At 51.7% G+C, this 11,978-nt stretch carries 10 protein-coding genes; all 10 read left to right on the top strand.

The window, feature by feature from the left end:
* Positions 1–44: 44 nt before the first annotated feature.
* The 10 genes from ACFQZT_RS05435 to ACFQZT_RS05390 all read left to right on the top strand — a co-directional run bounded on the left by ACFQZT_RS05435 (position 45) and on the right by ACFQZT_RS05390 (position 11,978).
* The gene (locus tag ACFQZT_RS05435; RefSeq protein WP_379297310.1) at positions 45–1,604 is read left to right on the top strand and encodes a class I adenylate-forming enzyme family protein; all 1,560 of its coding nucleotides are present in this window, start codon (positions 45–47) and stop codon (positions 1,602–1,604) included.
* Positions 1,601–2,827 (top strand): FAD-dependent monooxygenase, encoded by a 1,227-nt coding sequence (locus ACFQZT_RS05430; protein ID WP_379297308.1) that lies wholly within the window; start codon positions 1,601–1,603, stop codon positions 2,825–2,827. The genes ACFQZT_RS05435 and ACFQZT_RS05430 overlap by 4 nt, the downstream gene beginning before the upstream one ends.
* Positions 2,828–2,860: 33 nt before the next feature.
* The gene (locus ACFQZT_RS05425) at positions 2,861–3,445 is read left to right on the top strand and encodes a hypothetical protein (RefSeq protein WP_379297306.1); all 585 of its coding nucleotides are present in this window, start codon (positions 2,861–2,863) and stop codon (positions 3,443–3,445) included.
* A 15-nt stretch (positions 3,446–3,460) separates the two neighbouring features.
* A complete protein-coding gene (locus ACFQZT_RS05420) occupies positions 3,461–4,411 on the top strand; it encodes a fumarylacetoacetate hydrolase family protein (protein WP_379297304.1) in 951 nt (316 codons plus the stop codon).
* Positions 4,408–4,908, top strand: a complete 501-nt coding sequence (locus tag ACFQZT_RS05415; protein WP_379297302.1) for a DinB family protein — start codon at positions 4,408–4,410, stop codon at positions 4,906–4,908. Before ACFQZT_RS05420 ends, ACFQZT_RS05415 begins: the two co-directional genes overlap by 4 nt.
* Before the next feature lie 14 nt (positions 4,909–4,922).
* Positions 4,923–6,038 carry a cupin domain-containing protein gene (locus ACFQZT_RS05410; RefSeq protein ID WP_379297300.1) on the top strand — a complete coding sequence of 372 codons (1,116 nt, stop codon included), beginning with the start codon at positions 4,923–4,925 and terminating at the stop codon, positions 6,036–6,038.
* A gap of 14 nt (positions 6,039–6,052) precedes the next feature.
* Positions 6,053–7,333 (top strand): phenylacetate--CoA ligase family protein, encoded by a 1,281-nt coding sequence (locus tag ACFQZT_RS05405; RefSeq protein WP_379297298.1) that lies wholly within the window; start codon positions 6,053–6,055, stop codon positions 7,331–7,333.
* A gap of 234 nt (positions 7,334–7,567) precedes the next feature.
* Positions 7,568–8,938: an APC family permease gene (locus ACFQZT_RS05400; RefSeq protein ID WP_379297296.1), complete on the top strand. Its 1,371-nt coding sequence runs from the start codon at positions 7,568–7,570 to the stop codon at positions 8,936–8,938.
* 27 nt (positions 8,939–8,965) lie between these two features.
* The gene (locus ACFQZT_RS05395; RefSeq protein ID WP_379297294.1) at positions 8,966–10,594 is read left to right on the top strand and encodes an amidohydrolase; all 1,629 of its coding nucleotides are present in this window, start codon (positions 8,966–8,968) and stop codon (positions 10,592–10,594) included.
* A gap of 40 nt (positions 10,595–10,634) precedes the next feature.
* Positions 10,635–11,978, top strand: coding sequence for a putrescine aminotransferase (locus tag ACFQZT_RS05390; RefSeq protein WP_379297292.1), 1,344 nt, complete (start codon positions 10,635–10,637; stop codon positions 11,976–11,978).

The raw sequence follows: 11,978 nt of genomic DNA, 5'->3' as shown, positions 1-11,978 counted from the left end.
TACGAAGTCAGTTTTGCTCCGCAAAACTTTTAGGAGGAGAGGACATGGGCGAAGGGAAGTATGCCTTAACGATCCCGCAGCTTTTACAGAGGGCTTGCACGGAAAGTCCGGATCAAGAAGTGCTGTACGACGGTTTACGAAGAATGACCTACGGAGAGCTTGAGCGGGAGTCGGAGCAGCTGGCCGCTGTCTTATTTGCGCAAGGGATCCGAAAAGGGGACAGGGTCGGCGTAAGCTTGCCGAACTGGCACGAATGCGTCATCATTTACTTTGCAGCAGCGCGCATCGGAGCCATTATCGTCCCGTTCAACCCCCGATACCGTCTGCAAGAAGTTGAGTTCATTGTCGGCAATGCGGACCCCAAAGTTATTTTCGTCAGCAAGGATTTTTGTGATTTTCTTGATTCTGCAGCGATTGCTGCCAGAACGATGATCACGGTGCGCCATGTCCACGGAGCTTACCGGTATTATGAAGCGCTGCTTCGAGAATCGAAAAACCTCCGTCTTAAGGATGTTCAACTGCCGGATTGGAGCGATCCCTTGGCGATTTTGTATACATCGGGGAGTACGGGATTTCCGAAAGGCGTCGTGCTCAGCCACCAAAATATTTGTTATACGAGCACGATTACATCCGATGGTTTAGCTTGCACGCCGAACGACGTATTCCTGGTGCCTGTGCCGTTATTCCACGTCTTTGGTCTCGTCTCTTGCCTGATTTGTTCAATCGTATGCCGTGGCCGCATGGTGCTAATGGAAAGATATTACGCGAATACGGCCCTGGCGCTCATTGAGCAGGAGAAGGTTACCGTTCATCACGCAGTTCCGACCATGTTTATTTTGGAGATGAACGATCCTGACTTCGATACCTTCGACCTTACCTCGCTGCGGACGGGCATCATCGCCGCCGCCCCTTGCCCGGCTGAGACGATCAGGCAAATCCGGTCGCGCATGGGCTGCGATATTTGCGTCTCCTATGGCGCAACGGAAACGTCGGCCGCATTGACGATCACCGGCTTTGATGACGATGAGAGTTGTAAATCGGAGACGGTCGGCAGGGCGGTTGAGGGAGCCGAGATCAAGATTGTCGGCATGCGCCGGGACGAATTGCCAGCCGGTGAAGTCGGCGAGATCGCTTGCAAAAGTCCGGGCGTGATGATCGGATATTTCAATAGGGATGATCAGGATGGGGCTTTAGATGAGGATGGGTGGTACTATTCGGGCGATCTTGGCACCATTGATGAAAGCGGTTTCTTGAAGGTTGTCGGCAGAAAGAAAGAGATGATCATTCGCGGTGGTTATAACGTTTACCCCAGAGAGATCGAGGAGCTGCTTTACCGGCACCCCGACATTTTGGAAGCTGCCGTTATTGGCGTGCCGGATCCGGTTATGGGCGAGAAAACGTGCGCAGTCATTAAACTGAAAGACGCGGTTCTTTTTGAGGATGATATCAAAATGTACTTAAAAGGAAAACTGGCGAATTATAAAGTTCCCGACAAGATTATTTTTACCGATAAACTGCCCATGACACCGAGCGGTAAAATCCAGAAGGTCCAGTTAAAAGAACGAATTTTAAACGAGTTATTTGCTGAGGAGGACACCTTATGAGTTCGCAAACGCAAAATCAACGGCCCGTTCTCGTGATCGGCGCAGGGCCCGTAGGCATGATTGCGGCACTCGCCCTGCACAGCCTCGGAGTTCCGGCGGCCATTATGGAGGCGGAGCCTCAAGAACGTATCCGTCCAGGGAGCCGTGCCATCTATATTCATAACGCTACGCTCAAATTGATGGAGCTGATCAAGCCGGGGCTTGGCTTCACGCTCGCCAAACACGGCCTCACCTGGCCGGTAAAACGCACGCTGTTTCAAGGTAAAGAAGTATACAGGAAAGCTTATCCCGCGCCTCCGCCAAACGAGCTCCCGGCCTTCACGAGTCTTGCGCAGGTGGAAATTGAAAGGCATCTGTATCAAGCCTGTCTCGATGCAGGTGTGGAATTCATCTGGAATACCCCTGTGAAACAAGTGAAAACGGCCGAAGGCGGCGTCACATTAACGACGGATTCAGGGGCCGAATGGACCGCCCCGTATATCATCGGCGCTGACGGCTCCCGCTCTGTCGTTAGGCAGGAGCTGGGCATCAAGCTGGTGGGACCGCGTTCCAGCGATTCGTTTCTGGTGGTCGATGTGAAGGAAGACCCGGACAATCCGCTGCCGCTTGAGCGAACTTTCCACTACAAGCATCCCGAGATGGGCGGACGCAATGTGCTGTATGTGCCTTTTACCGGCGGCTGGCGAATCGATTTGCAGCTGCTGGAAGGCGATAACCCGGAGCGTTTTGGTGGCGTAGACGGCGTGCGCAAGTGGCTGCCTAAAGTGATGGATCCGAAATACGCCGAACGGATTACGTGGGTATCCACGTACCAATTTTACCAGGCGGTTGCCGATTCCTATACGGATGTAAACCGGCGGGTGCTGCTGGTCGGCGAAGCGGCCCATCTGTTCGCTCCTTTCGGCGCGCGCGGATTAAATTCGGGCGTACCCGACGCACTGCTGTCCGCAAGAGCGATTGCCGCAGCCCTAGAGGCAGACGATCGCGCCAAAGCTGAACAGGTGATTCTGGCCGCAGCGAGTGAGCGGCAATTTGCGGCGGAATATAACCGGGATTGCGCAGGCATAGCGCTTGAGCATATTCAAGGCAGTTCCCACTATATGAATACGAAGCGCGAGCTTGCGGCATCGCTTTCTTCCATTGTGCCCGGTCTTGGCAGATGGCTGGACGAGGGGCCTTACGGGCCGAGAACGAACCATGTGAAGATGAGCACCAAATATTAATAGGTTTCAAATTTCACCTTGGGAGATGGTAGCATGGCAGATCTATTGAAGTCCATCAACGCGAATGCCGGATTCCCGCAAGGTCAGCAAGTCGCATCCCTGGCTTTGAGAATCCAAAATATAAAGTGGTTTTCGGCGCAAGAGCAGCAAGGCCAGCCTTTTGTTCAGCATCTCCTTAGCTCCTTTGGATACGGATTTGGAGTATCAGATTTCACGATTCGCTGGCTCTCCTTGCAGGAGCTTCCCGCCGTCATTGGCGGGCTGAATTTGGCGGAAAGCCCGCTTTGGGAGCCATTGTTTCCGATCCCGGAGCTAATTATCCAGGCTGCAGAGACGGCAGGGAGGCGGGATGAGTTGTTTTCCATGTTAGGCGATTTAATGGTCAAAGTATTTCATGCAGCCTATGACGGCGCATATCAGGCTTTTGAAGCATGCGGAGAAATGACGCTTAAATACGCTGTAGGATCGGCACTGTATATCAGCGCGCTTGCTGTGGGCTGGGCCATGTTTGCGGAAACGGGGGAATGGGGAGAAAATCCTTTCCTTCCCTTGATTGCAATTTTTGAATCCGGCTATTGGCCGATTGGCTTGTACGATCAAGGGTTTTACGTTCGATAAAGGAGAGAGCTGCAAATGCGTTTAGTCAGTTTTAGCTATGATGGAAATCAAAGAATCGGCGCAATCGCCGGGAATCAGATCATCGATTTGAATTATGCATGCGAAGAAATGCTGAAGGCGCGGGGGCAGCTCCGGGCAGCGCTTATTGCTGAGGCTTATGTGCCTGCCAATATGGTTGAATTCCTGCAAGGCGGCGAACAAAGCATGGCGATGGCCAAGGAAGCTGTCGATTTTGCACTTCTTAGCGAAATCGGCTTTACGCGTAAAGTGAAGCTGCCGATCGCCGATGTGCGCCTGGAAGCTCCCGTTCGGAATCCGGCCAAAATAATTTGCGTCGGGCACAATTACCGGGAGCATATTCTGGAGATGGGCCGGGAGCTGCCGCCATATCCGGTCGTTTTCGCCAAGTTTGCGAATACGATCATCGGCCCTCAGGACGACATTCCGTTCTATCCCATCTCGGACCAGCTGGATTACGAGGCGGAGTTCGCTTTTGTAATCGGCAAACGAGCCAGAAACGTCTCGCAGTATAACGCCCTGTCGTATGTTGCCGGGTATACGATCGCGAATGATGTTACCTACCGCGACCTCCAGCGCAGAACGATTGAATGGCTGCAAGGAAAAACCGTGGAGGGGAGCGCTCCGATGGGGCCTTGTCTCGTAACCGCGGACGAAATAGCAAATCCTGCCGGTCTGGAAGTCGTACTGACGGTCAACGGCGAAGAGCGGCAGCGGTCCAATACGAACAATCTCGTTTTCACCGTCCCTTATTTGGTGGAATTCCTTTCCGCCATCATGACCCTTGAGCCCGGCGATATTGTGCTGACCGGGACGCCCGGGGGAGTCGGCGTGGCCAGAGAGCCGCAAGTGTTTTTACGGGATGAGGATGTGGTGAGCATCGAGATCGATCTGATCGGTGTGCTGACCAATCAGGTCAAAAGGATTGGACAGGGGGAATCGCGATGAACAGGCGACAAACGGCCATTCAAGAAATGGAGCGGTTGACGGACCAGTTGATTCGTGAAACGGAAGGATCATCGGAAGCGGTTTTGCGCTGGAAGCCGTCCGAAGAGGCGTGGTCCATAATGGAAATTCTTTGCCATTTAGACGAGGCCGTCCCTTATTGGTTAAAGGAGCTGGAGCGCGTCGTGGAATCCCCCGGCATGGAATGGGGGCGCGGCCTGCAGCACGAAGGAAGGCTGGCGGCGGTAGCCTCTGCGCAGCATCGCGAATTGGACGAAATAAGGCAAGGAATTTTACACAATAATCAGATTGCCAAGAGCGTACTGAGTTCGATCCGCGACGAGGATCTGGATATCGAAGCTCCGAGCCGAAACCCGCGTTTTGGCACCAAACCGATGTCGTTCATTGTTTCGCATCTTTTGATCGAGCATCTGCAAACGCACCTGAATCAGTTAAAACGAAATCTCCAGCAATACGAGCAAGTCAACCGCCAGATTTAAAAGGGGGAAGCCGGATGGAAAAGAACAATTTCTTTCAAAGTCAGCAGGTTCTGGATTTCAATACAAACATTGAACGATTTCATTTAGGGCCATTATGGCACGCCATTCCTGAGCTGATGAACCGGGAACCGCACCCACAAGCGGTCCCCTATTTATGGAAGTGGGATACACTCTACGCCAAGCTTATGGAGGCCAAGGACATCTTCACGCCGGACCGCGGCGGAGAAAGACGGGCGATTTATCTCCAGAATCCTGGGCTCGCGAACCGTCAGCCGTGGGGCTGGGCTTCGACCACCCAGACGCTGTATGCCGCCGTGCAGCTCATTCTGCCGGGGGAAACGGCGCCTTCTCACCGTCACACCCAGTCTGCGCTCCGCTTTATTACCGAAGGCGAAGGGGCGTATTCCATCGTCCAGGGCGAGCGGATTTTCATGGAGGAAGGCGACTTCCTGACGACTCCGCAAGGGTTATGGCACGGGCATTCCCACGCCGGCACCAAGCCGATGCTCTGGATGGATTGCCTGGATATCCCGTTGATTTACAGTATCGGCGGCACTTTTTTCGAACCATACCCGGATAAAATCGAATCCCCGTCTGTCCCGGATAATTATACGTCACGCCGTTATGCTGGAGGGATGGTTAGGCCGATATCGGACCGCAAGCCCAAAGCAGCGCCGCTTGGCAGCTATAAATGGAGCCTGACCCAGCGAACTTTGGACGGATTAAGTGAATTCGAGCCTGATGCTTACGACGGCTACGCCGTGGAGTATATAAATCCGTCAACGGGATTGACGTCGCACCCTAATATTGCCTCCTGGATGCAAAAGCTTCCGGCCGATTTCAAGGGCCGTGCCCATCGGCATACGCATGCAACCATCTATCATGTATTCAAAGGATCGGGCTATTCGGTTATTAACGGCGTCAAATTCAGCTGGTCTCAAGGCGATTTCCTGGTGGTGCCTAACTGGGCTTGGCATGAACATGTCAATACAACCGGTACGGATGCCTACTTGTTCTCCTGCAGCGATCTTCCCGTTATGGAGAAGTTTAACCTGCAAAGAGAAGAGAATTTGGAAGAAAACAACGGAAGCCAAGAAATAAAGGATGAATTCGTTCCTTTATTGCCTTGAATGGAGGAAGATCCATGAGTAAAGGGGCAGCAATGTATCGCGTTCATGAAGACGAAGTCGACCTTGAAACCTATCAATTTCAAAAGCTAAACCAGCTTCTGGCATTTGTCATGCACCGCAATGCGTTTTACCAAAATAAATTAAGCGGTCTCTCTTTGCCAGTCCGCTCATTAAACGACCTGCAAAGCATCCCGCTGACCTCCAAAAAAGAGCTCGCCGAAGACCAGATCCAATATGGTCCGTTTGGACGCAACCATTCTTATCCGGAATCCAGCTATATCCGATATCATCAAACATCGGGCACTTCTGGCAGACCCTTAAAAGTGCTCGATACTAAGGAAAGCTGGGATTGGTGGCAGGCATGCTGGCTCGAAGTTTTGCAATCCGCAGGAGTGTCGAGCAGTGACAGGCTGTTTCTTGCCTTCTCCTTCGGACCGTTCGTCGGTTTTTGGGCCGCTTATGAATCAGCCAAGAAAGCCGGCGCTTTGGTTCTGCCTGGCGGCGGGCAATCGTCGGCAGAAAGGCTGCACAGCATCATTGAAAATGGGGTGACCGTGCTGCTGTGCACGCCAAGCTATGCGCTTCATCTTGCGGAAGCCGCAGAGCAAAATGGATTGGATATCAAAGGCTCACGCGTAAAAATCATCATTACGGCCGGAGAGCCAGGCGGATCGATCCCTTCTGTACGGAATCGCATAGAAGGCTTGTGGAATGCGAAGCTATATGATCACGTGGGCATGACCGAAATGGGCGCGTATGGATATTCCTGCTCGCAGCGAAATGGGATTCATGTGAATGAAGCCCAGTTCATAGCGGAGGTAATCGATCCGGTCAGCCTGCTGCCTGTTCGGGAAGGCGAGAGCGGAGAATTGGTGCTGACCAATCTTGGCCGATATGGCTATCCATTAATTCGTTACCGGACCGGCGATATGGTAACCAAGGCTAGTATTCCTTGCGCTTGCGGAAATTCATACGCATTCTTCCCGGGAGGGATTATCGGACGGGCGGATGATATGGTCATCGTAAGGGGCATCAATATTTTCCCGCAATCCATAGAGGCGATTGTCCGCGAATTTCCGCAGATTAGCGAATTCCGCATTATTTACTCCACAGTTAGCGAAATGAATCAAGTGAGCGTCCAGATCGAGGCGGCGGAACATATAGCCGATGACTTGAAAGCCCGCCTGCGAGAAAGAATCGGCCTGCGCATCGAGGTTGAACATGTGGCTTCCGGCCTGCTGCCCCGTTTCGAGATGAAGTCGAGGCGTGTATTGGATCAGAGAGACACTCGATAGATGTTTTTCTCATTCATCATGACAGAAAATGAAGATCGTTTTTCGTTCATCATGGACGTGTTTTTTCGTGGGGGTTAAATCTATAGTAAATCATGACAACGCTTTCTTTGAGATGCGCCATGAAATGAGGTGTTAGCAGAGGCTGTAAATAGAAAAAAACGGATAGTTATGGCTTGCCAAGGGTAGGGGCCAGAGAGAACGCTGATCTTTTTCAATCATTAGGGAGGTAAGCCCATGGAAAACCAATTCTCTCTCAGACGTACGCTAACTTTGTTTCCCGTCGTCATTTTCGGCCTGGCTTATATGGCGCCGATGACCGTCTTCGGCACATACGGAGTAGCCGCTCTAACATCGCACGGCATGCTGCCGGCCGCCTACATCATTGCGCTCGTTGCGATGCTCTTTACCGCGTTTAGTTATGGACCGATGGTCAGAGCTTATCCGGTTGCGGGTTCGGCCTACACCTATACGCAAAAATCGATTAGCCCCCACGTGGGATTTCTGGTCGGCTGGGCGATCCTGATGGACTATTTATTCCTCCCGATGATTAATATTTTGCTGAATGCGATCTATCTTTCGGCTGCGTTTCCGGCAATTCCAATGTGGGTTTGGATCGTTGCATGGGTTTTTATCCTGACGCTGGTCAATATTCTGGGCATTAAAGTGACTACGAGCTTAAATGTGATTTTAATTGCATTTCAGGTTTTGGTTTTAGTACTGTTTGTTATTTTCTCCATCAAAGGTATAGCCGGAGGCATGGGGACCGGTACCTTTTTTTCATCGCTTCCCTTCTATAATCCCGAAGTCTCGTTTTCCTATGTTTTAGCGGGTGCGGCTATTCTTTGTCTATCGTTCCTTGGCTTCGATTCCGTTACGATGCTGTCAGAAGAGACGCTCGACGCCAAGAAGACAATTCCTAAAGCGGTAGTACTTACCGCCTTAATCGGCGGCTTGCTCTGCATTTTCGTTTCCTATGTCAGCCATATGGTATTTCCCGATTACAACTCTTTTGCTAACCCTGATTCCGCCTCATTAGAAATTGCAGAGCGAATCGGCGGGACGCTGTTCAGCTCCGTTTTTCTTGCCGGATTAATTACAACCGGCGTAGCATCCGGCTTATCGTCCCATGCGAGTGTTTCCCGTCTTTTATTCGCTATGGGGAGAGACGGAGTTCTTCCTCAAAAAATATTCGGCTATATCCACCCCAAATACAAGACGCCTGTCTATAATGTCATTTTGATTGGACTCTTCTCCTTGTCCGCTCTTTTCCTGGACCTGGTAACTGCCGCCTCGTTTATTAATTTTGGAGCGTTGGTCGCATTTACTTTCGTCAATTTATCCGTCATCTTCTGCTACTACATCAAACAGCGCAGGCGTTCTGCGAAGGAAACTGTGTGCTACCTGATATTCCCGGTTATCGGCGCCTTGTTCAACATTTGGCTATGGACCAACCTGGATAAACACGCCATGATTCTTGGAATCGTTTGGGCTGCTTGCGGCTTTGTTTATCTCCTCTATTTGACCAAGATGTTTGGCAAGCGTCCGCCGGAGATCCATTTTGAGAGCACGGAATCCGCTGCCGATTCAAAGACCGTAGCGATGTAACACTCGTTTGAGAGGAGAGAGGCGAAAATGTCAGTTCATAACGCGGGTCCGGCAGATCTGATAATTTCCAGCAATTCCGTTTATACCGGTACGAGAGATTCGGCGGGTCCGGCGGCCATCGCGATCGCGGGCAACCGGATTGCGGCAGTCGGCGATCTCACGGAGCTTGAGCAACTGATCGGTCCGAACACGCAGGTTCATCACTTCGGAGATCGGTTGATCATGCCCGGATTTCACGACTTTCATCTGCATGTGCTGCCCGGCAGCCTTTATCACGACTGCGTGAATCTGTATCATGCAGCTTCGGAGGAAGAAGCCGCCGAAATGGTGGAAGCGTTTGCGGACTCAAGGCCTGAAGATCCATGGGTCCTTGGTTTTAGCTGGTACCATACGTTCTGGGAAAATAAGACGCTTCCGCACCGCCGCACCTTGGATCGGTTCATTCCCGACAGGCCGGTCTATTTGCAAAACGCGGAAGGGCACGGTGCCTGGTTGAACAGCAAGGCGTTGGAATTTCTGAATATTACTGCCGATACGCCGGATCCACCTCATGGAGAGATCGTAAGGGATGAACATGGCGAGCCAACAGGCATTTTATTTGAGACAGCTCTGGCCCTTGCGCAAGAAGCTTTCAATCTGCCGCAATCTCGGAAGGTCAGACTGTACAAAAGCTTTTTTGAACAAACGGTCAAATGGGGCATAACGTCCATCAGCGACTTTTTCCCGGTTCCGGGTTCGGAAATCGGGGATCTGGATATGTATGCTGAAATGGAAAAAGAAGGGAAATTGACGACCCGCGTTCATTTTCTGACGACATTAAATGGCGATCTGGAGCGAGCGCGTTATTTGAGGGAGACGTACGCATCAGGCAAATTGAGATACTCCGGGCTCAAGCAGTTTCTGGATGGCGTTCCCGCTATTTATACGGCTCTGCTTATAGACCCATATTCGGACAGACCGGAAACAAAAGGAGATACGCTGATTTCTCCGGACCAAGCTAAGGAATGGGTCGTTGAAGCCGATAAGGAAGGGTTCCAGGTCCGCCTGCATGCTTGCGGAGACGGCGCGGTCCGCCTGGGCTTGGACTGTTATGAAGAAGCGCGTAAACGCAACGGCATTCGCGACGCGCGCCATACGATTGAACATATCGAAGTGATTCACCCTGACGACATCGGCCGTTTCGCCGAATTGGGTGTGATCGCTTCCATGCAGCCTGAGCATATGGCGTTAACTCAAGCGTTCGAGGACAATCCTTATCCTGTGCGGCTTGGCGTGGAACGAGAGCCTTATACATGGGCTATAAAGATACTTCTGGAGAGCGGCGCACGCGTAGGCTTCGGCAGCGATTATCCGGTAGTTGATCTCAACCCGATGCTCGAAATCTACCGCGCGGTAACCAGACTCCACAACGACGGACAGCCGGAGGGAGGATGGAATCCGAAGGAACGGATTACTGTGGCGGAAGCTCTGAAGGCATATACGTCCGGTCCGGCTTACGGCGTTTTCAAGGAACAGGAATTAGGCACGCTCGAAGCGGGCAAATTGGCCGATCTTATCGTCCTGGACCGCAACCTCCTAGATATTTCCCCGGAAATGATCCGGGAAACGAAGGTCGTGATGACCATCATCGATGGCAAAGTCGTTTATCAAGAGTAGCATGACCAAAAGAAACTTTAGTGGAAAAGGTGATGGAAATATGCAACGTAAAACGAATGCGGAAGCCATATCGCTAGCTGAGGAAATACTAGGGTTTATTGAGAGCGAACAGCTCACTGCCGAGCAAAAAAAACAGATCGTTTCCGATTCCGTCGACAATTTCGCCAACCATGTAACGAAAGCGATTCTGACGCACCGCAAATCGGTATCGACGGACTTCTCTGTCGTTGAATGGGAAGATGAGGCAGCTGTCTTCAGAGATACGATGGGAGAAGAATATATCGATTGTCTCGGAGGCTACGGCGTTTATTTGCTGGGGCACCGGCATCCTAAAGTCGTTAAGGCGGTAGAAGCGCAATTAAAGCGTTATGCCCTGCATAGCCAGGAAATGGTAGATCCGCTGCGCGGCTATCTCTCGAAGCTTGTCGCTTATATAACGCCTGGCGATTTGCAGCATTCCTATCTCGTTAACTGCGGGACAGAAGCGAATGAAATGGCGATCAAGCTGGCTCGCCTCGCAACAGGAAAAAAATGGTTTATTTCAACGGAAAACGGCTTCCATGGGAAAACGCTTGGATCATTGTCCGCCTCCGGCAAAGCGAAATTCCGCGAGCCCTATTTGCCGCTCGTCCCCGGCTTCCAGCATGTTCCGTATGGGAATGCCGATGCGGTGGAACAGGCGATTCGCATGTTGATTGCAACGGGAGAAACCGTGGCTGGGGTCATGATCGAACCGATTCAGGGCGAAGGCGGAGTCAACATTCCGCCGGACGATTATTTGCCTCGGCTGCGGGAAATTTGCGACCGGTATGAATGTCTGCTGATTGCCGACGAAGTGCAAACCGGCATGGGACGCACCGGCACCATGTTCGGCGTCGATCATTGGAACGTTGTGCCCGACATCATGACGTTAGGCAAAGCTTTTGGCGGAGGTGTCATGCCGATCGCTGCTATGGTAGCCAAAAAGAAATGGTGGGCTCCAATGGAAGAAAACCCATTCTTGCTGGGCTCATCCACCTTTGGCGGGAATCCGCTTTGCTGCGCCGGGGCTATCGCCGGGATTCATACGATACTTAGCGAGGGCATTCCGGAGATGGCCAAAGAGAAAGGCGACTACATGTTGAAAAAGTTGCAGGAAATACAGAGCAGGCATTCCGATATGCTTGTTGAAGTGCGGGGCCGGGGACTGTTGATCGGCATGGAGTTCGCCACGAATCAGCTTGGTTATGAGCTGGCGAAATATTTGTTTGCCAAGAAAATATTGGTAGGCGGCACGATTAACAATGCCACTGTCATTCGGCTTGAACCGCCGGCCATTATTTCATATGAACAAATCGACCGCGTGCTGACCTGTATTGATGAAGGAATTGCCGGATTGAAGTAA

The sequence above is a fragment of the Paenibacillus sp. GCM10027628 genome (assembly GCF_042676385.1).
Lineage (GTDB): Bacteria > Bacillota > Bacilli > Paenibacillales > NBRC-103111 > Paenibacillus_E.
This window is presented reverse-complemented; position numbering and strand designations above follow the sequence as displayed.

What these genes read in the sequence shown, in the direction of transcription:
- ACFQZT_RS05400 (WP_379297296.1), top strand. Translation starts at nt 7,568, where the DNA reads ATGGAAAACCAATTCTCTCTCAGACGTACGCTAACTTTGTTTCCCGTC.
- ACFQZT_RS05390 (WP_379297292.1), top strand. Translation starts at nt 10,635, where the DNA reads ATGCAACGTAAAACGAATGCGGAAGCCATATCGCTAGCTGAGGAAATA.
- ACFQZT_RS05430 (WP_379297308.1), top strand. Translation starts at nt 1,601, where the DNA reads ATGAGTTCGCAAACGCAAAATCAACGGCCCGTTCTCGTGATCGGCGCA.
- ACFQZT_RS05415 (WP_379297302.1), top strand. Translation starts at nt 4,408, where the DNA reads ATGAACAGGCGACAAACGGCCATTCAAGAAATGGAGCGGTTGACGGAC.
- ACFQZT_RS05420 (WP_379297304.1), top strand. Translation starts at nt 3,461, where the DNA reads ATGCGTTTAGTCAGTTTTAGCTATGATGGAAATCAAAGAATCGGCGCA.
- ACFQZT_RS05405 (WP_379297298.1), top strand. Translation starts at nt 6,053, where the DNA reads ATGAGTAAAGGGGCAGCAATGTATCGCGTTCATGAAGACGAAGTCGAC.
- ACFQZT_RS05435 (WP_379297310.1), top strand. Translation starts at nt 45, where the DNA reads ATGGGCGAAGGGAAGTATGCCTTAACGATCCCGCAGCTTTTACAGAGG.
- ACFQZT_RS05425 (WP_379297306.1), top strand. Translation starts at nt 2,861, where the DNA reads ATGGCAGATCTATTGAAGTCCATCAACGCGAATGCCGGATTCCCGCAA.
- ACFQZT_RS05395 (WP_379297294.1), top strand. Translation starts at nt 8,966, where the DNA reads ATGTCAGTTCATAACGCGGGTCCGGCAGATCTGATAATTTCCAGCAAT.
- ACFQZT_RS05410 (WP_379297300.1), top strand. Translation starts at nt 4,923, where the DNA reads ATGGAAAAGAACAATTTCTTTCAAAGTCAGCAGGTTCTGGATTTCAAT.